Here is a 19,741-nt window from a genome sequence, read left to right on the forward strand (position 1 = left end):
CGAGACACGCTCACCCTTGGTTTGATTGCTTCTGATTTACTCAAAGGTTGCTTTCGCAATACCACGGCGATCAACGACTTTCGATGAAATATCGTAAGTAATGCGGAATTTCGCACCGTCGCTTGTCCAGCCGTCACCCGTTTCTAACCAAGGGTCTTGCTGTCCATCAAGGAAGCCCATGACTACTGAATCAAAGTCTTTCGATGTCAGAGCGATCGCACCATTCACGTCAGTTAAGCGCGCCGTTTCAATCACTTTATTGAACTTCTTATAAGCAGGGTTAAAGCTGTCTGGCTTACTGGCCGTATTCAATACCGCTTCAAGCATGGATGCGTGATCTGGGTGAGCAATCAAGAACTCACCGCGCAAATCTAGCGCATCGCCGCCGCCGTCTTTATCACCGCCAAACGGTACGCTGGTTGCAGTAGCGAATACTTTATGCAGTGCCATGATAAGCGCCGCGTAATCATTGGCGGGAATGTTAGCGACAAGGTTTCCCCACTTTTCGGCGCTTGGCGCAGCTTGGAATACAGATTTACCATCACCCATTTTCCCGCTCAAAATAGAGTTGATCATCAACTTATCTGATAAGCGGTAGCCCGCTTGCATGAACTTGCGTGGCACCTTAGCAATCAAGCCAATTTCATCATTGATGATCGCTTGGCGGGTAAATTGAATCGCTCGGCCAAAGGTCGCCAATTGAATACGCTCACCGCTACCTTTTAGCAATGCGGATTTATATTCACCGTCTTCACCAATGGCCATCAAGTCCGGCGCATCATTCACCATTACCAACTCGGTTTCACGAAAATCGCTGAGGTTTTCCACGTTTGCCAGTTCACGCCACAATGGCGCACGCACCTTGGTTTCATCACGCATTACCGTGCGAATACTCTCGGTAATGATGTCGCCAAAATCGCCACTGTTAAACGCGCGGTTAACCAGTTCGTTTTTGGTTAACCCCGTACCCGCATTGACGCCCAAGCTAGCACGAGCCATGTTCAGTAATGATTCATGACCAAACGAGTTTTGCTTGTCTAACTCAGCCACACCAGCACGGGCATTCAGTGCGTTTTGAAGTTCTTCTTTTACGTGATCGCCATTGCCAATGTGTAGATGAGTTGCGGTTAAGTTTGCTTTGGTACCCGAACTGCTATGATCACCCAACGCATTCAGTAACTGTTCACTGGCGGTTTCAATCGTAATGTTCGGGTTATTGAGAACCTGATTAGTCAATTCATCACTCAGGTTTAAGGTTTTGCAAAGGTTACGAAGATTCTCTTTTTCGTTACCCATATTGAGTAGAATTTGGCTGGACGCCTGCTCTACAGAACATTCTGTATCTTCTAACAATTTGTTGGCCAGCTCATCACCTACGTTATGCTTTACACATAAAGCACGAATATCTTGCTGGCGTTTGTTTTCTGCTTTGACTGCGTTTTGCAGTTCTTCAGGTGTTAGTGGTTTCGGCATATCGCTTACCTGTTCGTCTAAATGGTTTTGTAAATGATTAGGGTCGGCGTCTGCCGCCTGTTTGGTCGGTTCTCGTTTGCTGCCTTTAACGGGTTGCAAATTGAAACCATTGATTAATGAATCAGGCACGTTTTTGTAATTCGAAATGTCCTGAATATCGTCTTCGGTAAAGCAGTTGGTTAAATCAACCGGGTCAATCACCTCATCAACCAAGCCCCACTCAAGGGCTTTTTCAGCGGTGAACCATGTTTCTTTCTTCATCGCTTCAAGGAAGTCTTCCAACGTCTTTTTGCTGCCAGAACGCTCCACGTATTCTTGGGAAATTAACTCACGCGAATTTTTCCACTGTTGCAGTGCGGCTTCTAAATCATCCTCTTCGCCCCACGCACCAATTTTCGGGTTGTGGATCATCATCGATGTGTTTGACGGCATTTGGCGAACATCACACGCGCTCAGCACATAAGTACCAATGGAAGCCACAAGCCCATCAACCACACCTGTCGTCTTACCTTTATGAGCTTTCAGTGCGTTATGCACTGCAATACCTTCGTACACACCACCACCACGAGTATGAATATGAACCTTAATATCTTTGGTTCCAATCGTCTGCAAAGCAGCAACAAGATCAATGGCAGCAATGTGATTGCTGCCAATAATGCCGTGAATGGAAAGTTGCGCTGGCTTGTCGTCGGCTTCGTTCGTTAACGTATACCAGCGTTTATCGGTTGGTTTAGGCATCGAGAACTCCCTCGCCTTTTTCGTTGGTTTTGATTTGATCAACAGGTGCAATGTTATGAGCAGGATCAGCGGTGCTAATTATGCCCATCTCATTAAGCTGCTTGCGTTCGGCTTGAATTTCTTTGCGGGTTGCCAGTGGGTTAATGTTGCGTTCACGCTGGGCTTGGCTAAGAGAGAACAAACCAAGGCGCGAACCTTTTTCGATTCCGTCCATCTCTTTTTTCGGGTCAATCCACGGCATAACAGGGGCTTGGTAAATCGCGTTGTAAACGCTGGAAGCATCAACGCTTGTTGGGATTTTCAATTCACCCTTGAGGATCGCCATTGAAAGCGCATAACGGTACTGCGGGCGTGTCCAATTCAGTACGAACTTACGTTGCAGCACTCGATAGCGGGCGTAGGAATCAACCAGTTCTTGGCGGTTCGATGAATACGCACCATCGTAGTTTCGTGTGACTGAAGAGTTGTTTACTCCAACCGCACTACTGACTAACTTTTGCTGACCGCCTCGAAACGGCGCGCTCATCGCCTCTTTACGGTTAGATTCCACAATCCCTGCATCTTCACCGGGCGCTAACTCAAACGAGTTACCCATACCAAGGAAGATGTCGCTGCTTCGTGAAAGGGCATCGTTATTGTCAGCACCAAGCGTAGGGTCACGCTTAATGTAGTAAGAAAAGCGCGAAGCAAGATCGGCACTCACCATTTCAGAGTTATCGTAACTTTCTAAACGAGAGATGAGATCAAGCACCGAGTGCAGTATCGATATGCCACGGTTTTGATGTAAGCGCCGCGTAAACTTCAAATGACAAATAAACATGGCATCGACTTCGGCAAACTCAAAACCATTTGAATCCTTTTGGATCAAATAGCTGATGGCTTGTCCGAGCTTGTTACGCTTAATCCCTTCAATCAAGCCACCTTCCAATTCAGTAATATGGCGCGGCACGAATTGCGGCTCAAATGGCTGAATAGCAAAGGGCGTAGTAGACGGGTAACTAATTTCTGGGTGATGGCCCATGTACATTCGGCCAAACACTTCCCCGTCGCGCAACCAAGTTCGACACGCTAGCCATTCCGTTTCACTGCGGGACGTTTCGTTATCAATATTTTGCGCAAGCGAATGCAGCTCCCACCACTTTGAAATGGCTTGAGCAAATTCAATGTGAACCTCACCTTTGTGATCAAGCGGTTGCGGCTCAACCATAATACCGTTGGGCCCAACAACGTTCGCGCACAGCTCATCAAGAATGGCCGTCACAAATGGGTTATTTTCGTCGCCATCTCGCGCTCTTTCATAAATCGCTTTCGCGCCTTTATTGAGTTCGTTCGCTGAGGACTTTGAAAATTTACGCTTTTGCTTTGTTTTGGGGTCGGCAGGTAACGCAGCGGTGTATTTGTTCAGCAGCGTTCGGTCATACAGTCGCTTTAAACCCTTTTCGGGGTTAAATACCGCCACCATCTTATCGAATAGGTTTAACGGATTACTCAAGGTAATTCCTCCTAATCATGCTGCGCCTGCCGCCAAGTGCTTCTTGAGCGATCAATCGAGTCAAACGCTCTATCTCTACGCGTACCGTTGCCAAACTGGCAAGCGTCAGTTTTTCGCCTTCTGCGGTTGTCACTTCTTGCTGCATCAGAATTTTTTGCTCTGCCGCAACGTACCATGCAAGGCGTTCACGGTTAGTGGGTAATGCTGTCATCCGTAAATACCTCTTGAATGGTTGTATCGGCGCTGCTTGCGTTCAAATTCTGGTTTCACGTTAGCATCCACCACGTTCGGGTTAATTTGCCAAGGTGCGGCCCATGCGGGCGGGCTGTTCCAATCAATGTCGTCGCCACCTAAATAATGCATACCCGCTTCCGCGTAAGCGCATAAATCTAAGCTTTCGTTTCGGGTGTTTGGCGGGCAAACCCAATTGCCTTTTTCATCAATGTATTCCGCTGTCAGTTCATCAAACCAATTCCGTTCAGCCCATCCGGGCAAATGAAAATAGCGTGAACCAAATTCAAGGCGCGAATAACTGGCCGTAACACGGTTTTTAAGGCGATTGGTATGCAGTAAAAGCAGCTTGATTTCACCATGTGCGATTTTACTGCGCTTGTCTGGGTGGCTTTCTTTAACTAGGTGATCAATATCTCGGCTTGCTCCCTTAACCAAGCGGAACAAATGTGCCAAACCTTGTGATTTAAGCCGGTTATAAAACTGGTAAGCAAAGTCAGTCACCGACGTTTGTTTGCCGTCCTTTTCACCTGCTGAGCCGCCAGAATCACACAGCGTTAAAACAGGCTTCATGACACGGCCAGAACCATCGGCAAGCGAGTAGGTTTTCTTCATCACTTCATCAACCAGCAAATCCCAGTCTTCTGGGTAAACCGCAGGATTAATGCGATCACCATTGCGGTGTTTGGTGGTAAGTATTTCAAAGCGATCAATCACCCAACGCTGCAGGCCAAGGCCATAAACGTGCGCTTGTACAATAAAGCGCGGGTTAGATTTACCGCCTTGAACGTCTATCGACATCACAATAAAGCGGCCATCATGAGGAACAACACTGCGCGGATGATCTAATGCGCGCTGCATCAGTTCGTGCGATCCCACCTCTAAAGCACGAGATTGCAGAATATAAGAACGCCCCATCCTTGTGTTGATAAATGACTTTAAAGCCTCTTCATCACCACTATCTTGGTATTGAGTGTCTGCATTTAAGTAGCGATACACTAAGTTTTCCCAACTTGCGTAAGCGGCTACAATGCCCTCAAACCAAAACGTAGCCCACTTGGAGCTTCTTATCTGTGATTCATCCTCAACCACTTCGCCATATTGAGTGATCGCCCCTTCACGAAACCAATCACCGCTTAGGTTTTTATCTTGTTTTTGTGACTCGTTAATTCGATGCGTACAGCGAGGGCATTCTACCCAAGCTGTTTTAGCCGATTCTAACGGGTCTTTGTGTTCTTCCCATTTCAGGGTTTCAAAATCCGGCCTAAACCACGCTTTGCAATCATCACACTGCCAATAAAAACGACGCCTATCGCCTTGGTTGTATAATGAAGCAATACCGCCACAAGGCTGCGCCTCATGCGGGGCCAACTCTTCAACTGGCTTGGGGTTACGGACAATACGACCAGGGGAAGATTCCGCCATCACCATGCCGGAAGATTTCGCGTTTTGAACGCGCATTAGCATAAGCTCGAATTTAGAGCCTTCTTCACCAACAGAATCATCCGCGCGATCGTAGTCGGTACAGCCTGCATAGCGGTAAGTCGATGCGGATAAACTGGTTTCTGTGGCTGAATCTAACTTTAGATTCATGCCATTTTTGAATTTCTTCGAGGTGATATTGTCGTCTGACTTTCGCCCCGTTTTTAATTTTGCAATGCCCGGTGTCGCATGAAAGCAGCGATCTAAATCGACTTTACTCATGTCTGCTGCTTTGGTTTTGGTACTGTAGATCAGCAACATGTCGCCGGGGGCTTGAGTGACGGCGTAGTTAATCCACCCTTCTACCATCGCTTTTGTTTTACCCGAACGTGCGGGGCCAACTACGATCACAGCTTCATATATACGCCTTGCTAGGCACTCCAACGGCTCACGCATGTAAGGCACTTGAGTCGATAAAAACTTAGTGACGTCCGTGCCGTCTGAAATCCACAGATCTTCATCAGCGGCTTGAACTGGGGTTTTATTTGTAGGCTCACACAAATACGCAAGTCCACGACGAATAGATTTCGCATCTGCGAACTGAACCCCAAGGCGACTATCAAACTGATCCAAGCTCATCTGCTACCGCCTTTAAATCAAAATTCAATAGCCGTTCTAAATCTTCCAATTGCTGAGGAGTAGCCGACGGAATAGACGACTCAATACGGGTAATAACTTTATCTTTAAACCCTTTCACCCCTGCAATACACACGGCTATTTCGTTTTCAAAATCTTCTCTGGTTACAATTTCTGCCGCGTCTTTCATTAGCGCTAACTTTTCACGCTGCCCTTGCACATAAGCGCGCATCTCAGCAGCCGTTTTAAAGCCCATTAAATCCGGCGCATCACTTTGTTTGATAGGGGCTTGGCAGAGGTAAGGCACAACCTGAACCACATCATAAAGTGGGGTCGAACCTTTATGCGCAGTTGGTTCTATCCCTGCGTTTTTCAGCTTTTTACGAATAGTTGAACGGTGATACCCAAAGACTTCTAACTCTGACAAGTTCCATAAGCGTTTTTCATTGTTCATTTCTTCCTCAAAGTTATAAAAATTTTCCCGACTCTCCGAGTGGTCACGCCCTTGTCGCCTATGGTTGACGTTGCCAGTAATGTAAGGAGTCTCACCTTTGACTTGCTTCTTTTTGATTCTGAACTCGCGCTCACACGTAAGGAGTAAGCGGTAAACCGCTTCGTGGTCATAGCTAACGAATTAAGACAGCGAGAAGCCAACGCGGGGGAACTATCGAGTAAATGCCGTAGCATCCGTAAGAGAGAAGCGATATACCGCTGGCTTGAATAAATCACAGTAAACACCTTCTGATAAAGGCTCTCCGCAATTTACCCAGTTCTCTCCAGAATTAACTTGAAGCTGAGCCGTCCCAGAACCAACGACTTCGACTTGCAAATAACCACCAAGATGATCAAACGGCATTTCATTAGTATGCAGCGGCATAAGCCCCACCTATTCAACTTCGATTGGAGAAAAATGCTGTACGACTTTTTGAGCAATATCGTAACTGCAAACAAACGGACCAACAGAACTCGCGGTCATTGCATTAATAGTTCGAACAGCCGTTAGGCGTTTCACCTTAAAACCATGACTTATAGCCAAAGCCTCAAGTTTAGGCTCTTGTTCATTGGTAAAAACAATCAACTTATAATTACTGCCTACATCAACGGCATGCGGCCATTGCTCCGCAGCAAGCTGCTGCCAGCCTGCCAAAGTAAGAAAAGCATAAACTTGATACATTAGATTTCCGTCCACATAGCGTCGGTATAATTAATGATTTCAGCGGTAAAATTACTAGGAGAATTGGCGTACTGAATAGCACCCATCTCGCGCTTAGTCAGTGGCAAATCTAAAACTAATTGCCCGCTGCTTTTGTCACCATTAACCCAAGCCTTAAACAACCGAGGAACGCCAAGTGAATAAGAAGACGTCCCCCAAGAACGCATTAACCGATCAATCACGACCTGCGAACTGGATCCGGTACGAGTTGAAACCACTACGCCATCAATAATAATTGATATCGTGACACCAACTCTTCGCAATCCATAAACATGAGTTTCAGAAACGTTTAAATTAGCCCCTGTCCAACTCACAACATAACCACCTGCGTAAACTTGTATGCCATCACCATTAGTTAACGCTCTAAAAAAATCGTTGATCGTTGGGCCTGAAAAAATAGACTGAAAAGCATCAGTCCTAACGCCTGACACGCAAACCTCTATTTCAAAGTCGGTATTTTCTGGAATGACAACTGGCTGACTAAATTGAACATACTGAGCTAAACCATCAAATGAAAGTGCAAACACTTGCACCGAAGCATGCTGATTCATTCGATTCAAGATTGAAGGCAAAACCCTAGGTAAAATAGGTTTCAACATGATTAACTCACTTATAAAAGGGTCACCGCCGTAAGCACTGTGGATAATGGCCTAAGCCTTAGGTGCTCGACGACACCAAAAAAGAATGCACGCTTTTGCTCTTGGCGGTGATAGGTTTGCTTGCTTTAAGGCAGCAAGCGGGCCGCTTTAATCAGAGTGACTGGCTAGCGAGCATTGAGTAAGAATGTAGCCTTGTAAATAATGGATCTGCCTGATGGCTTTTGAGTTCATTTCTCGGAGATCGAGAATATCTTCTGCAACTGCTCGTTCAACTTCGGCGGCTCCTGCATCGCCCACGCTTCTGGCGCTATCGACTTTGGGCACTGGCTCAGGACAACTGGCTTTGATGAACACCCGCTTAGCGCCGTTGCGAACGTCAGCACGAAGAGAGTCAATTTCTTTCTTTGCATTAGCGGCTTCCTCCGCATGTTTAGTGCTGAGTTCATTGAAGGATTTAATTTTGGCGACTTGTCTGTTGTTTAGCTCAACTAGTGAATCACGCTCTTCCGTTGCCTTATCAAGCTTCGTTTGCACTACCTTGCGGTTTGCTTTCTCTACTGAATACAAACTAAAAAGTGCGATGATTACGATAGTAATGACGCCAGCGACGATCATTTTCCAGTAAGCTGAAGTTGACATACCTCGCCCTCAATCTGTCTGCGAGTGATCAATCCTTTCCACTTCTGACCGCCCGCATACACCCACCGCTTCAGTTCACTGCAAGCGCCTGTTATATCACCAGCGTTCAATTTTTTAAGCAACGTTGAGCGAGAGAACGCACCCACACCAACATTGTAAGTAAAAGAGTAAAGCGCTGATTTTGTTGGCTCTGGAAGTGCTGGCTTAATCATCGGAAGTATTTGTCGCTCGATCTTCTTTAAGTCTCGCCGTAAGAAGTATTCACACTCTTCTTTTGTGTATACCTTCCCTTCGATAACATCTGGCCCTGTAGTGCCGTAGCAAACCGTAAGGACACCAACGACATCGCGATACGGAATATATTCTATTCCTTCAAGCGGCTTTATCATTGAAACCGCAATCGCAATCGCACCAGCGCCAGCAGCGATGAGCGACCGAGTAATGTTATTAACTTTGCTCATTGCCAAATTCCGCTTTAAACCGCTTCTTCTGCCAGTAATTATTTATCCACGCAGTTAACAACATACCGGCTAATGAGATAATAACTATGTAACCATCCGTTGATACCCCACCAAAGAAAGCCATTAAACCGTTCCACCAGTAAGACATTGAGCTGGAAATTTTTTCATTCATACGCATATCCACCCCCTGCTGGAGTGTCCTTTTGCTTACTTGGTTTAAAATAAAAAGCCCCACAGAACTGTTGAGCTAGATGAGAAATGACAAGCACAAAAAAAGCGCCATAAAGGCGCAAAACAGAGTAACAAATGTCAGAAACACAAAAGCCCCACCGAATAGGTGAGGCTCTGCATCGTGGTAATACTGCTCCATTTAGGGGTGAATGTCAACACTCACCCACTAGATGTTGTGCATAAAAATAAAAAACGCCCCTAAGGGCGCTTTTGGTTAATGACAGCAAAGGAAGGCGTTACTTATTGTTTGTATAAAACTTAATCGAAAAAAGCATTAAAGAACAACAGCAATAACAAAAAGTAATTCCCTCGTCGCATTTAGTAATGCTTATCTAAGCCGCCTCTTCTCGTTCAATTCTTTCCATCAGCGCCAGCATTGCTGCGTTACGTTTTGCAGAAAGCCATTTCGTGATTGGTTCTAGCACTTCGTGATAACGCTTAAACATGCTGTAAGTGCAAGCAAACTCAGCAGAACACATTGCAGCAAAGCGTTGTTCGTAGTTCCATTCAATACGACCATCGTGACAATGAACACAATTGCGGGTTTGACGGCGATCTGTTCTATAAGTGCCAGTACCACCACACGCAGGGCAAACTTGGCCTAGCGGGTTAATCGACTCTTCAATAGCCACGCGAACTAATGCAACAAAGGCTTGCTCGCATTTCTGGCCGCGCCACTTTTGAGTTTGGCTGATCACTTCAAGCATCACAGCTTTCTCAAGCATTCGTCTGGAATGTGCATTGTTCTGAACTTCTACAAACAACACCAAAAAACCAACTGGTGATTCCTTCCACGTCACACCAACCATCGCAAGCTGTTCTTCTAGCGAGAACAAGCCTTTACCACCGCCGTTGTGCATTTGTTCGTAGTTAAGCCCTTTCAAATCAAATTTAGCCAATAACGTTTCAGGTCGCATTATGCCGCCTCCTCACATTTGTTGTCTTTGCGCATGCTTTCATTCTTCATAAAAACGATCCAATGAGTATCAGCTCTTTTACCACTAGGGTGTCCGAATAATGGTGCGAACTCTACACAGTCTAAAATTTGGGTTGTTTTAATCTGAATCTCATTCCATTTAAAAATAAGAATTCCATTATTCTCTAGAACTCGAAAGCACTCAGCAAATCCATTAGAAAGCATTTCCCGCCAATCTTCAGGAAGTTTCCCGTATTTAATCGCCATCCATGCATCATCACCAATCTTATTCAAATGAGGAGGATCAAAAACAACTAACTTAAATTTGCAATCAGGAAAATCCAGATTTGTAAAATCATAAGTCACATCAGGACTTACAGAAAACTCGCGCCCATCACAAAGATTCGTCTCCAATTCACGAATGTCATTAAATAGGGTTAGAGGGTTCTGCTTATCGAACCACATCATTTTCGCACCGCAGCATGCATCAAGAATCAGCGTGTTAATCTTATTCATGCCACCTCCTGTAGTGGATAAAGAAAGTTAAGCCCCATATCACTCGCCACACCTCTTTTAAATGGAATTTTCGGTGTGTAGTGCATGTGGTGCGGTGTCCAAAGTACAAAAGCTGAAGGAAAGTTAACGCCGCGCTTTTTGGTTTTCCCATCAATATCAAAAAAGTTGTAGCGGCCATCCGGTTCATAAATGGCGGTAGCTTTACCATCGACCAATTCACGCCACCAAGTGGTTGCGGGTTCATAGGGTAATAGCATCATCCCACTTAGCCCTACTCTGGCTTCTTGATAAGCCTTTTTGATAAACAACTGCTTTAAGTCAAACGGCGGGTTACACCAAAAATCATTTTCCCATCGCTGCTCAAGTGCATCAAAGCCGACTATTTTCGCGTTCGGGTTAAAGTCGTTAGTGGCAAAACCAACACCACGTTGAAAGTAGTTACCCGCGCGGTGCTCTAACCAATCAATCGATGTATAGAACCGGTTCACTTTGGCCGTTGCTGGCTCTGCACAGACATCCAATTTAAACTCTCGCCCATACAACGCTTGTCCATCACCAAAGCATTCCCACGTTGTACCCCATCGGTTTTTATCTTCCGCTGGCGATGTAGAATTCACTAAAATTGCCATTACGCGCCCTCCGGTTTATTTCGCGACTTCACGCGAAAGCTTTCCCACGCAAACGACACCCACTCACCGCCGTTATCGAGCAAGCGTTCTACCACTCGCTCACTAAGCAAGCTTTGCAGTTCTTCATACCCAAGGTTGGTGAGAATGCCGGTTGGCAAGTCGTTCGACCAGCGCGCATCGATGATCGTACTCAGCATAATGTTTTCATGGTCGTTCTTGCGCTGCACACCCACTTCATCAAGCACCAGTAGATCAACCTGGCTAAGCACTTCAATAAACTTCGCCTCGGTCATCACACTGCTTGAATTGTATTTGTCGCGGATCTTCAACATCAAATCAGGGACAGAAAGCAGCATCACCGACTTACCGCGCGCCAACAGGTTGTTACCAATGGCTGAAGCAAGGTGGTTCTTGCCCGTACCCGTTGTGCCTGAATACACAAAACTGCGGTTATGGGGCGCTTTCAGGTAGTCACCCAGCCATGTGTTAGCATGGTTATACGCCACTCGCTGGCCTTGCGTTTCGGTAATGTAATTATCCAAACGACACTTGGCGTGTTTCTTACCAATACCGCTACGGCCCAGCGCGCTTTGCACTTTGGCAACTTGATGTTGCTGGAAGATCTTACGGCTGGTTTCTTCTTCCTCACGCTTGCGAATTTCTTCCATTTGCGCGCGGCTGTATGGCTGAATGTGCGCAGGAATTCTGGCACGAAGTTGTTGTAATGAGCTCATGGCTACCCCCTGCGTTCCGGTAATTGGTATTTCGAAACATCCATACCATCGCGATAGCTTTCACCAACTTGCGCGGTGGTTGGTTTCACAGTAAGCGCCTGACCTTTCACAAACCCGCGCTCTCTTGCCCACTGGTTCTGTAACCGCATCCCACTGCGCCACGCTGCAACCCAATCGACATAGGTGCTACCTCTCGACATCATTGCATCTCGCCATTGCTCGGTAGCGTAAACAATACCCATCACAAAATCCTTTTGCTCAGCGTACCAAGCGCTCATTTCATCGGTGAGCTTAAAATCACTTGGAAAGTTTGTTTTCTTACCGCTAGAACGCTTGGGTTTTTTAGGCTCCAATTTCGGCTCAATTTCATCACTAGGGGGATTAAGGGGGTTATCTTTTAATATTGGTGGATCTATTAATGATGGTTTGGGGTCGGAATTTGACCCACCCTCAAGCGTATTTTGACCTAGGTCGGAATTTGACCTAGGTTTATTTTCGACCTCGGTCAGCTCCATTTTTCTGATAGTTGCAAGGTCAATCCAGTACATATTTGAATCGTTATTTCGGCTGTTTTCTTTCTTACGATGCTTTACTTTAAGAACGCCAAGATCAATAAGTGTCTTAATTTGGCTTTTTAGTGTTGTTTTAGACACGCCGCACTTTCTTGCAACCGTGCCAATACTTGGCCATGCATAACCTTCATCACTGGCAAAATCAGCAAGGCAAAGCAGGATAAGTTTCTGGTTACCTTTAAACGCAGAAACATCCCACACGGCAGACATAATTTTAATACTCATACTGCCGCCCTATCTGCTTTCATTCGGTGGAAAATGGCCGCAGCTTCCTCGCGAGAAACCACACGTTTACCCTCAGCAGTGGCGTACATCCAAGAGCGGAGGCCACTGGTTAAAACGATATAAAGACTCATTGCACAAAGTTCTCCGTTATCAATGCTATCAAATAGCGTTATGCGTCACGCGTATGTGTGATGGTCAGTCACTACGCCGCTTTTTTGCTCATTAACGTTTCTAGGTACTCTAAAATTGGGTCATGGCTGTTTTGCGCTTCCTGCACTTCTCGGTACGCATCACGCAGTTGGTCAATACTGGCGTTTTCACGTAACAAAATAACCGCGCGGAACGCCTCACTGGTTTCTTTGTTTTGGCTTGCTAGCAGGTCGTCACGGCTTGATTTAGTGTGGTTTGCACCAATAGCAGCAACAGAAAACCCAAGCGGGTTAAAAAACTGATTTAGCGCTGCACAAGCACGTTCGACAGGCATGGCAGTGAGAATAGCCGGAAGAAGATCCATAATGGTGGATTTCGCTTCCACGGAATAACGCTCAAGGTAACGAAAAAAGTTTTGCGCATTGTTTTTGTCATCAATGCCCGGTCTTTTTAGTAGCTCTTTACGTTGAGCGTCTACTTCAAACCTCAACTCAAAACGGTGATAAACACTGGCAACGCGGCTTGCAATGTATTCTTTGCTTACCTCAGTTCGCCACCCTTCCACAGCGTTACGGATAACGCTCTTTAAACTGTGCTGCATAGTTTTTCCTTACTGGTTATTTGTACAGAATTTTAGCTATCCGCCATTTAGTGATGAATTGGCTACAATTAAGTTAGAAAATATCTGGCCGAAGTTTGTGTTTATCGACTTCGCCTTTGGTTCGGTCATGCAGCTTACGCGCTAAAGTCGCACCGGGCTTTTTATGCCCAAACATGATCAACCGCAGATACTCGGTGCTTGTTTTTAAATGGCTTGCCAAGGTTTCCCGTTGGCATGCGTCTAATTGACGCCAGTAGTTTGCGTACATAAATAGTACCTCCGAGGTAATACTAACCGAGAACAACCATACCCGCAAGGGACTGTACGCGTTTGGTACAAGGTTTAACATATAAGCATGAAAACTGCCGAAGAAAATAGAATTGACAATGCAAGATATCTCTCACTTATCGAGGGTGGCATTAGTGCATTCGCAAATAAAATAGACCGCTCGGAAACCCAAGTCAGCCGCTTTTTGGGAAGCGGTAGAACAAAGAATATAGGCCCTAAAATGGCCCGCCATATCGAGCAGTGCTTTGGTAAAGCGGATGGCTGGTTAGACGCCAATCATGGTAACGGAAACTATAAAAAGGATTTTTTTTCCAAGCGATTAAACAAGGCATGTGATGAGGCTGGCATTCCAGAACGAGGCCGAGCAGGTTATATACAAGAAAGATTGTCTAGGAAAATATCGCTAACCGCTATTCGCAAATGGATTGTGGGCGAAGCAGTGCCAGATACAAAGCGCATTGCAGAAATTGCTGCTATTGTCGGTACCACGGTTGAAAACTTGCTGAATATGCCAGCCGAACATTTAACCAATGAAACGCAAGCTAATTACAGCGTAAATGTACAAGCGGTGAATTACGCACCGATGGTGCCATTGATCTCTTGGGTGCAAGCTGGGGCCTTTTGCAATTCAGAAACGCAAGTTCTGCCGCACGATTGCGAAATGATACTGTGCCCAAACAAGGCTGCATCAAACCGCACATTTGCTTTGCGCGTGGTGGGTGATTCAATGACGGCCCCTTATGGCAGAACTTACCCAGAAGGCACGGTTATTTTTGTCGATCCTGAAAAAGTGGCTGAACCGGGCATGAGAGTAATAGCGAAAACAGACCAAGGCCACACATTCAAGCAGTTGGCAGAAAATGAATTAGGCCAGCGTTACTTAAAACCGCTCAACCCGCACCACCAACCTATATTTGATGGTGGGATTGATATATGCGGCGTGGTAATTGGCAGCTATATGCCTGAATAATTAATGCTATCTTCAATAATTAAACCGCTGGGAAGCGAAATTAGCGCAGTTGCAGTTTGCTTAACAATTGCGCCGTAGGCATTCTGACCTGTAAATTCACTTCTTACGAAAGCCCTTGGTTCACCATCCAAAATATATCTATATCTAGTTGATACGTGCTCATAAGTGCTCTTGTTATGCATATCAGATTTGATTTTCACTTCTAATGGTCTGTAACTACCATCCCACATGCTTAAGTTTTTCTCAAAATCATCAAAATTTATATAAGTCCCAAACCTATCGCTTTTGTTAGCGTACTCATCCTTGCACCACCCTAACACCTTATCAATTTCAAGCTTATTGCTCTTAGTGTTTGTCTTATGGCTAAAGCAGGAATAAAAATCATCTTTCGCTTCTTGATTAATTCCATTTCCGCTCATATAAGCGTCAACCAGATCATGACGCAATGTCATAGGTTTCTGCTTGATTTCAGCGATTGTGCTATTTTTGTATTGATCATAATCGACGCCACTAAAGCTATACATAACCATCAGCAAAGCATAAAAACCCATCCCGATAGCAAGATAAAATGATCCAGATTTTGATTGCAACCCGCTACTAACTCTAGCTTTATTTATTAATTTACCAGTTATAGGCATTACAAAAAGCGCCACAAAGAACACTCCCCAAACGATTATGCCCGGCGCATCGCCAGCAGCAACGATAACCAGCGTTGATAATGCCAGTGTGCTCGGCATGTAATCTCTTAATCTCATTATTAAATACCCCTCAAAACAAATGGTACAAAAAAGTTACAAAAACAACTTTACAGTACCATAATTTAATTGTACCTTTATTTCATACCTAAAAGGTACATATTGGCTGGCACTATAAAGCATTACGTTTTGTTTATATCAAACTACTTTCTTACTGTGAAAGATTTTGTACCTTTTTGGTGATAAAGCAGGGCTAGATCACGAAGGGCAAGGAGTTGACATGTTTCAGGTTGGAGAAAGCACCTACAAAAAACGATGGTTTGGTTACCAGAATGAAACAATGACAGGATCAGCATCCGCCATTCTCGTTTACTGGGACACTTCTTTATCTGGCGATCAAAAAACAGCGCACATTTATGCAACAAATGAAACATTAACAGGAAGCATTGAAGTGCTCTTGGAATTTGTAAACAAACGCTGTGACGAAAATCATTACCTGCTAACAGGTAATGCGCCACCAAAAAACATTCAGCTAAGCGAAAGAAAAGGAGACTTCATTACCTTTAGGTTCTTCACGAACGCATGGATTTGCGAAACAGAGGTGAGAACAACTAAAAGCGTGATTGATGCCAACAAACACAAGAGTCTAAAAAATATTAAAGCCTACATTAATGGCTTGGCTCTATGGGAAGAAAAAAAAGCCACACGTAAAAAAGGAAATAAATTAGCTCATATTTCTAAATCAGAAAAACAATTTTTGTGCAATGAGACAGCGGCCTGACCAGCCCCGCTTTTTAAAGTAATAACGAGGATTGCAATGAAAACACTAACCCTAGAACAAACACACCAAATGCTAACTGGCATTCAAGTGGCGAACGTATGCACCCGCTCTTTTGATGAGCAAAAAAACAGCTTGCAAAAAGACGACCCCATTCGCGTAGCGGTGGAGTTAGTTCAAGAAAAGGTACAGTCGTTATGTGGGGTTAATTTGCAGGTTGATGATGAAACCTACGCATTGATGCAGCAGATTGGCGCGGATATTTCAAATATTCAAGGGCAGATCCACGCAAGAAAACATGCCCACTAAAAGAAGATAACCCCCATCGGTGACCAAACCAACAGGGGTTAACTTTGTGCAATGAGACTTTTACGCCTCGCAATCAAGTATATACAGGGCTGACCACTCTGACAAGCAATTGCCTGATTGCGGGGTTTCACCCCAAAAACAAGGAATATGCAATGAGCACTTTAATTCTTCGTGATAACCGAGAAGCGTTTATTGATAAACACATTCGACAAATTCTCGAAGCCGAAGGTTACGAGCCGCTTGAAGTAAACCGCGCTTGTGACCTTGCAGTACAAACCTTTCGCACCACCGCATCATTTGGCGGCGCAAAGGGCGGCAAATGCTTTGACTACTGCTTAGCCAAAGCCAAGCAATTGCTTGGCCCTGTCAAAAAGAAAGCAGCAAAGAACGCGAACGCGAAAGCAAAAGGTAAGGCAGCATGAGCGACGAAAGAAAACGCGAGCAAGCTGCGGCCCGCGCTAAGCGTTACCGCAAAAATAAGAAAGCCGCTCAACACGTTGAGGTGCGCGGGTTATTGCTTCACCCAGTAGTGCACCAAAAGCTAAAAGAAGTGCGCGAATTCTATGCCTACCCAACCGAGCCTTACTCGGAAGTGGAAGCAATAGAAGCTTGTATTTTACGCGCTCACAAACAAATTGATGCCATAAAACAAGAACTAGGCAAATGCAGCAAGTGTGGCGAACAGCTACCGCAAGGTTGTGCCAAGTTATCTGAAGGCGGCTTGTTCAATGGTGAGGCTCAATGCTGGCACACCGTTAACCGAGTACGACTTTATATGCCAGGTAAGGGGTGATTTATGGGTTTAGTCATTTACGCACTGATCTGCGTTGTGTTCTACGGCATTTATTCATGGAGAGATCGCGATGCAAACTAAGCAAAACAGTTTTATTGAAAGTGTGGTGAATGTGTTGATCGGCTATGGAATTTCTATTGTCAGCCAGCTTGTGATCTTCCCTCTTTTTGATGTGCATTTGAAGTTGGAAGAAAACTTACTGATAGGCCTTTATTTCACCATTATCTCAATTGGCCGCAGTTATTCTATCCGCCGCTTGTTTAACCGCAAGCAACGCAAAAACCCAATCATGGATATGGAGGTAAGGTGATGAGAACCCTACCAATGATTTTTAATACTGACATGGTGAAAGCCCTGATTTCTGGCGATAAAACGGTAACGCGTAGACCGACAAAAAAAGAAGTTACTTACAGCGAGCTTGGTGGTTTTTGTTGTGATGGTTATATGTTTGGCCTTGGCTTTTCTCCTGAGTCAACAATGAAAAACTTTGTTAAAAGTAAGCACGCACCTTGTCAAACTGGCGACCTAATTTATGTGCGTGAGACATTTCGCTTATTCAATAATTCAGATGAGTGTGGGTGCTCAGATCATTGCTCATGCCCACCGACAGGAGCGCCAATTTATTTAGCGACCAGTGGCGATAACTCAGAAAGCAAATGGGCTCCATCAATCCACATGCCCCGTGGCATTAGCAGAATTACTCTGAAAGTCACTGATGTTCGCATCGAGCGAGTGCAGGAAATTACAGAAGACCAATGCTGGAAAGAAGGCATTGAAAATACCATTGGTGATTTTGATATTTACCAACTCGCAGAAATGGCTAAAACATGGGGCGGAACGTTTGAGGATGCTAAATCATCTTTCGCTTGCTTATGGGATTCAATTTATAAGAACTGGCATCAAAACCCCTACGTTTGGGTAATCGAATTCGAAGTGATTCACCAAAACGTAGATAAATACCTTTCATCAATCAAAAACGCCGCTTGACCAACGGCCTCAACAACCAATAGGAAAATGTGCAATGAGTATTGAAATTATAAGCGCCCACGTAAACCAAATAGTGAAAAACGAAATGGAGGAGATCGGCCTTGTGCATTTCGCGCAAGACCTAGGCCCACAAATAGGCTTCGCTGAATTTGAACGCCTAGTCGAAGACGCACACCACATCTTCACCAACAAACCCGCCAAAGGCTTTGGTTACTTCAAACCTGAAAGCGATTTTCAAAGCAAGTTAGACACCTTGCTTGAAGGTAACTGTAACTTCCTTGAGTTCTCTTACTACGAATCTACTCATTTAGTTCAAGAGCTGAGCAAATACCCGTTTGCTGACACAGGGCTTGTAATGTTTGCCCGTTACCGTCATTTGGCTAGCGAGCTAATGATAGTGGCGATAATCCCCTTTGCGGAAGGCGTAAACATTAACGACCAGTTAAGCGTTAATAAAGTGAACTACTTAAACACCCCTAGCATCACCATCGCTGCGATGATCAACCTAACTGAATACCAAACTAACCCTAACCAACTGCGCTACGTTACGTTTTTAAAGGGGCGTTCTGGCCGCGGCGTGAGTGACTTCTTTCTTGATTTCCTCGGGCTTGATATTGGCTTTGAAACCAAACTTCAAAATCAAATTCTTATGCAAGCAGTGCAAGACTTCATTAGCGACCAGCAAGCCGACCAAGAAGAAGCGCTAGCGATTCGCAAACAAGTAAAAACTCACTGTTTTGATGTCGCGAACCTCGGTGAAGAATTAGACGTTGTAGAGCTTTCGGGTGAACTGCCACTCAACAACGGCAAGTCATTTGAAAGCTATGTGGTTGAAAACGGCTACGAACTCGCCGCGCAATTCCCAGTAGACAAGAAGATGATCAGTAAACTTGTCACGTTCAGAGGCGCTGGCGGCGGCATTACCATCCAGTTTGACCGCATTCTTCTTTCAGAGCGCGTGTTCTACGACGCAGAAACCGACACGCTAACCATCAAAGGCACACCACCAAATTTACGCGACCAGTTGGTGAGGGGGTTGTGATGAGCAAGCGCAAAATTGAACACCTTTTAAAAAGCAAAGGGATTACCGCAACCAAAATAGAGTACGAGAGAGGTTGCCCTACTCCTTATGGTTATGCAAATGGATGGACTCTTGAATTCACCGAAGAAACTGAAAACTTGGTTTTTGATAAAGGGGGCGACTTAAGCACCGAAATGGAATTTGACAATTTAAAACAGGTTGTGGAATTCATCGATGCCTTACCGAGCATTAATAACGCAGAGGTATCCAAAGCAAACGAAGGTCAATATTACTGCCAGTGTAACAACAAAGACTGCGGTAACTGGTTCGAAGTATCAAAGATTGGTGAAACGTGCAAGGAATGCAAAAAAGGCACGATGCAGCCGCAAGATGTAGAACCGTATTAACCAACTAGGCCACTT

Annotated in this window: 29 protein-coding genes; 9 read left to right on the forward strand and 20 right to left on the reverse strand. The window is 45.1% G+C overall.

Going from position 1 to position 19,741, the window contains the following annotated elements; all coding sequences use genetic code 11:
- Nucleotides 1-36: 36 nt before the first annotated feature.
- From DD616_RS02090 to DD616_RS02175, 19 genes are all read right to left on the reverse strand, one after another.
- A complete protein-coding gene (locus DD616_RS02090; RefSeq protein WP_208871638.1) occupies nt 37-2,211 on the reverse strand; it encodes a head maturation protease, ClpP-related in 2,175 nt (724 codons plus the stop codon).
- Entirely contained in the window at nt 2,204-3,703 is a 1,500-nt protein-coding gene (locus DD616_RS02095; RefSeq protein ID WP_208871639.1) for a phage portal protein, read from the reverse strand. Before DD616_RS02095 ends, DD616_RS02090 begins: the two co-directional genes overlap by 8 nt.
- Nucleotides 3,696-3,914: a hypothetical protein gene (locus DD616_RS02100; protein WP_208871640.1), complete on the reverse strand. Its 219-nt coding sequence runs from the start codon at nt 3,912-3,914 to the stop codon at nt 3,696-3,698. Before DD616_RS02100 ends, DD616_RS02095 begins: the two co-directional genes overlap by 8 nt.
- Nucleotides 3,911-5,995, reverse strand: coding sequence for a terminase gpA endonuclease subunit (locus tag DD616_RS02105; protein ID WP_208871641.1), 2,085 nt, complete (start codon nt 5,993-5,995; stop codon nt 3,911-3,913). Before DD616_RS02105 ends, DD616_RS02100 begins: the two co-directional genes overlap by 4 nt.
- Nucleotides 5,976-6,446, reverse strand: coding sequence for a DUF1441 family protein (locus DD616_RS02110; protein WP_208871642.1), 471 nt, complete (start codon nt 6,444-6,446; stop codon nt 5,976-5,978). Before DD616_RS02110 ends, DD616_RS02105 begins: the two co-directional genes overlap by 20 nt.
- Before the next feature lie 210 nt (nt 6,447-6,656).
- Nucleotides 6,657-6,869: a hypothetical protein gene (locus DD616_RS02115; protein ID WP_208871643.1), complete on the reverse strand. Its 213-nt coding sequence runs from the start codon at nt 6,867-6,869 to the stop codon at nt 6,657-6,659.
- Between the two features lie 9 nt (nt 6,870-6,878).
- Nucleotides 6,879-7,166: a hypothetical protein gene (locus tag DD616_RS02120; RefSeq protein WP_208871644.1), complete on the reverse strand. Its 288-nt coding sequence runs from the start codon at nt 7,164-7,166 to the stop codon at nt 6,879-6,881.
- Complete coding sequence (locus tag DD616_RS02125) at nt 7,166-7,804, reverse strand: hypothetical protein (RefSeq protein ID WP_208871645.1); 639 nt, start codon at nt 7,802-7,804, stop codon at nt 7,166-7,168. Before DD616_RS02125 ends, DD616_RS02120 begins: the two co-directional genes overlap by 1 nt.
- Before the next feature lie 147 nt (nt 7,805-7,951).
- Nucleotides 7,952-8,443 carry a lysis protein gene (locus tag DD616_RS02130; protein ID WP_208871646.1) on the reverse strand — a complete coding sequence of 164 codons (492 nt, stop codon included), beginning with the start codon at nt 8,441-8,443 and terminating at the stop codon, nt 7,952-7,954.
- Complete coding sequence (locus tag DD616_RS02135; protein WP_208871647.1) at nt 8,416-8,904, reverse strand: lysozyme; 489 nt, start codon at nt 8,902-8,904, stop codon at nt 8,416-8,418. The genes DD616_RS02130 and DD616_RS02135 overlap by 28 nt, the downstream gene beginning before the upstream one ends.
- Nucleotides 8,891-9,082, reverse strand: coding sequence for a hypothetical protein (locus DD616_RS02140; RefSeq protein WP_208871648.1), 192 nt, complete (start codon nt 9,080-9,082; stop codon nt 8,891-8,893). Before DD616_RS02140 ends, DD616_RS02135 begins: the two co-directional genes overlap by 14 nt.
- A gap of 385 nt (nt 9,083-9,467) precedes the next feature.
- Entirely contained in the window at nt 9,468-10,052 is a 585-nt protein-coding gene (locus DD616_RS02145) for a transposase (RefSeq protein ID WP_208871649.1), read from the reverse strand.
- A complete protein-coding gene (locus DD616_RS02150; protein WP_208871650.1) occupies nt 10,052-10,567 on the reverse strand; it encodes an SAM-dependent methyltransferase in 516 nt (171 codons plus the stop codon). The genes DD616_RS02145 and DD616_RS02150 overlap by 1 nt, the downstream gene beginning before the upstream one ends.
- A complete protein-coding gene (locus DD616_RS02155; protein ID WP_208871651.1) occupies nt 10,564-11,196 on the reverse strand; it encodes a DNA N-6-adenine-methyltransferase in 633 nt (210 codons plus the stop codon). The genes DD616_RS02150 and DD616_RS02155 overlap by 4 nt, the downstream gene beginning before the upstream one ends.
- Nucleotides 11,196-11,930 (reverse strand): ATP-binding protein, encoded by a 735-nt coding sequence (locus DD616_RS02160; protein WP_208871652.1) that lies wholly within the window; start codon nt 11,928-11,930, stop codon nt 11,196-11,198. Before DD616_RS02160 ends, DD616_RS02155 begins: the two co-directional genes overlap by 1 nt.
- Nucleotides 11,931-11,932: 2 nt before the next feature.
- Nucleotides 11,933-12,727, reverse strand: a complete 795-nt coding sequence (locus tag DD616_RS02165; protein ID WP_208871653.1) for a helix-turn-helix domain-containing protein — start codon at nt 12,725-12,727, stop codon at nt 11,933-11,935.
- On the reverse strand, nt 12,724-12,858 hold the full coding sequence (locus DD616_RS17435; RefSeq protein ID WP_256376003.1) for a hypothetical protein: 135 nt from the start codon (nt 12,856-12,858) through the stop codon (nt 12,724-12,726). Before DD616_RS17435 ends, DD616_RS02165 begins: the two co-directional genes overlap by 4 nt.
- A 71-nt stretch (nt 12,859-12,929) precedes the next feature.
- Nucleotides 12,930-13,478 (reverse strand): toxin YdaT family protein, encoded by a 549-nt coding sequence (locus DD616_RS02170; RefSeq protein ID WP_208871654.1) that lies wholly within the window; start codon nt 13,476-13,478, stop codon nt 12,930-12,932.
- Between the two features lie 73 nt (nt 13,479-13,551).
- Nucleotides 13,552-13,746, reverse strand: a complete 195-nt coding sequence (locus DD616_RS02175; protein WP_208871655.1) for a hypothetical protein — start codon at nt 13,744-13,746, stop codon at nt 13,552-13,554.
- An 87-nt stretch (nt 13,747-13,833) separates the two neighbouring features.
- Between DD616_RS02175 and DD616_RS02180 the strand changes: the two genes are divergently transcribed.
- Nucleotides 13,834-14,736 (forward strand): LexA family protein, encoded by a 903-nt coding sequence (locus tag DD616_RS02180; RefSeq protein ID WP_208871656.1) that lies wholly within the window; start codon nt 13,834-13,836, stop codon nt 14,734-14,736.
- Here the strand turns inward: DD616_RS02180 and DD616_RS02185 are convergent.
- Nucleotides 14,721-15,491 (reverse strand): hypothetical protein, encoded by a 771-nt coding sequence (locus tag DD616_RS02185; protein WP_208871657.1) that lies wholly within the window; start codon nt 15,489-15,491, stop codon nt 14,721-14,723. The genes DD616_RS02180 and DD616_RS02185 overlap by 16 nt on opposite strands.
- Before the next feature lie 220 nt (nt 15,492-15,711).
- Here DD616_RS02185 and DD616_RS02190 point away from each other — a divergent pair, with 220 nt between their 5' ends.
- From DD616_RS02190 to DD616_RS02225, 8 genes are all read left to right on the forward strand, one after another.
- Nucleotides 15,712-16,212 (forward strand): hypothetical protein, encoded by a 501-nt coding sequence (locus DD616_RS02190; RefSeq protein WP_208871658.1) that lies wholly within the window; start codon nt 15,712-15,714, stop codon nt 16,210-16,212.
- A 36-nt stretch (nt 16,213-16,248) separates the two neighbouring features.
- Entirely contained in the window at nt 16,249-16,518 is a 270-nt protein-coding gene (locus DD616_RS02195; RefSeq protein ID WP_208871659.1) for a hypothetical protein, read from the forward strand.
- 152 nt (nt 16,519-16,670) lie between these two features.
- Complete coding sequence (locus DD616_RS02200) at nt 16,671-16,940, forward strand: hypothetical protein (protein ID WP_208871660.1); 270 nt, start codon at nt 16,671-16,673, stop codon at nt 16,938-16,940.
- A complete protein-coding gene (locus tag DD616_RS02205) occupies nt 16,937-17,311 on the forward strand; it encodes a hypothetical protein (RefSeq protein ID WP_208871661.1) in 375 nt (124 codons plus the stop codon). Before DD616_RS02200 ends, DD616_RS02205 begins: the two co-directional genes overlap by 4 nt.
- A 70-nt stretch (nt 17,312-17,381) precedes the next feature.
- Nucleotides 17,382-17,621, forward strand: a complete 240-nt coding sequence (locus DD616_RS02210; RefSeq protein WP_208871662.1) for a DUF7220 family protein — start codon at nt 17,382-17,384, stop codon at nt 17,619-17,621.
- A complete protein-coding gene (locus DD616_RS02215) occupies nt 17,618-18,298 on the forward strand; it encodes an ASCH domain-containing protein (protein ID WP_208871663.1) in 681 nt (226 codons plus the stop codon). Before DD616_RS02210 ends, DD616_RS02215 begins: the two co-directional genes overlap by 4 nt.
- Nucleotides 18,299-18,332: 34 nt before the next feature.
- Nucleotides 18,333-19,340, forward strand: a complete 1,008-nt coding sequence (gene yejK, locus DD616_RS02220; protein WP_208871664.1) for a nucleoid-associated protein YejK — start codon at nt 18,333-18,335, stop codon at nt 19,338-19,340.
- Entirely contained in the window at nt 19,340-19,726 is a 387-nt protein-coding gene (locus DD616_RS02225; RefSeq protein ID WP_208871665.1) for a hypothetical protein, read from the forward strand. Before yejK ends, DD616_RS02225 begins: the two co-directional genes overlap by 1 nt.
- Nucleotides 19,727-19,741: the final 15 nt, after the last annotated feature.

Origin of the sequence: Vibrio anguillarum (genome assembly GCF_003390515.1) — a bacterium.
Classification (GTDB): Bacteria; Pseudomonadota; Gammaproteobacteria; order Enterobacterales; family Vibrionaceae; genus Vibrio; species Vibrio anguillarum.

Coding starts and splice junctions, on each gene's coding strand:
- DD616_RS02090 (WP_208871638.1), bottom strand. CDS start 2,211: ATGCCTAAACCAACCGATAAACGCTGGTATACGTTAACGAACGAAGCC.
- DD616_RS02100 (WP_208871640.1), bottom strand. CDS start 3,914: ATGACAGCATTACCCACTAACCGTGAACGCCTTGCATGGTACGTTGCG.
- DD616_RS02105 (WP_208871641.1), bottom strand. CDS start 5,995: ATGAGCTTGGATCAGTTTGATAGTCGCCTTGGGGTTCAGTTCGCAGAT.
- DD616_RS02110 (WP_208871642.1), bottom strand. CDS start 6,446: ATGAACAATGAAAAACGCTTATGGAACTTGTCAGAGTTAGAAGTCTTT.
- DD616_RS02115 (WP_208871643.1), bottom strand. CDS start 6,869: ATGCCGCTGCATACTAATGAAATGCCGTTTGATCATCTTGGTGGTTAT.
- DD616_RS02120 (WP_208871644.1), bottom strand. CDS start 7,166: ATGTATCAAGTTTATGCTTTTCTTACTTTGGCAGGCTGGCAGCAGCTT.
- DD616_RS02125 (WP_208871645.1), bottom strand. CDS start 7,804: ATGTTGAAACCTATTTTACCTAGGGTTTTGCCTTCAATCTTGAATCGA.
- DD616_RS02130 (WP_208871646.1), bottom strand. CDS start 8,443: ATGTCAACTTCAGCTTACTGGAAAATGATCGTCGCTGGCGTCATTACT.
- DD616_RS02135 (WP_208871647.1), bottom strand. CDS start 8,904: ATGAGCAAAGTTAATAACATTACTCGGTCGCTCATCGCTGCTGGCGCT.
- DD616_RS02140 (WP_208871648.1), bottom strand. CDS start 9,082: ATGCGTATGAATGAAAAAATTTCCAGCTCAATGTCTTACTGGTGGAAC.
- DD616_RS02145 (WP_208871649.1), bottom strand. CDS start 10,052: ATGCGACCTGAAACGTTATTGGCTAAATTTGATTTGAAAGGGCTTAAC.
- DD616_RS02150 (WP_208871650.1), bottom strand. CDS start 10,567: ATGAATAAGATTAACACGCTGATTCTTGATGCATGCTGCGGTGCGAAA.
- DD616_RS02155 (WP_208871651.1), bottom strand. CDS start 11,196: ATGGCAATTTTAGTGAATTCTACATCGCCAGCGGAAGATAAAAACCGA.
- DD616_RS02160 (WP_208871652.1), bottom strand. CDS start 11,930: ATGAGCTCATTACAACAACTTCGTGCCAGAATTCCTGCGCACATTCAG.
- DD616_RS02165 (WP_208871653.1), bottom strand. CDS start 12,727: ATGAGTATTAAAATTATGTCTGCCGTGTGGGATGTTTCTGCGTTTAAA.
- DD616_RS17435 (WP_256376003.1), bottom strand. CDS start 12,858: ATGAGTCTTTATATCGTTTTAACCAGTGGCCTCCGCTCTTGGATGTAC.
- DD616_RS02170 (WP_208871654.1), bottom strand. CDS start 13,478: ATGCAGCACAGTTTAAAGAGCGTTATCCGTAACGCTGTGGAAGGGTGG.
- DD616_RS02175 (WP_208871655.1), bottom strand. CDS start 13,746: ATGTACGCAAACTACTGGCGTCAATTAGACGCATGCCAACGGGAAACC.
- DD616_RS02180 (WP_208871656.1), top strand. CDS start 13,834: ATGAAAACTGCCGAAGAAAATAGAATTGACAATGCAAGATATCTCTCA.
- DD616_RS02185 (WP_208871657.1), bottom strand. CDS start 15,491: ATGAGATTAAGAGATTACATGCCGAGCACACTGGCATTATCAACGCTG.
- DD616_RS02190 (WP_208871658.1), top strand. CDS start 15,712: ATGTTTCAGGTTGGAGAAAGCACCTACAAAAAACGATGGTTTGGTTAC.
- DD616_RS02195 (WP_208871659.1), top strand. CDS start 16,249: ATGAAAACACTAACCCTAGAACAAACACACCAAATGCTAACTGGCATT.
- DD616_RS02200 (WP_208871660.1), top strand. CDS start 16,671: ATGAGCACTTTAATTCTTCGTGATAACCGAGAAGCGTTTATTGATAAA.
- DD616_RS02205 (WP_208871661.1), top strand. CDS start 16,937: ATGAGCGACGAAAGAAAACGCGAGCAAGCTGCGGCCCGCGCTAAGCGT.
- DD616_RS02210 (WP_208871662.1), top strand. CDS start 17,382: ATGCAAACTAAGCAAAACAGTTTTATTGAAAGTGTGGTGAATGTGTTG.
- yejK (WP_208871664.1), top strand. CDS start 18,333: ATGAGTATTGAAATTATAAGCGCCCACGTAAACCAAATAGTGAAAAAC.
- DD616_RS02225 (WP_208871665.1), top strand. CDS start 19,340: ATGAGCAAGCGCAAAATTGAACACCTTTTAAAAAGCAAAGGGATTACC.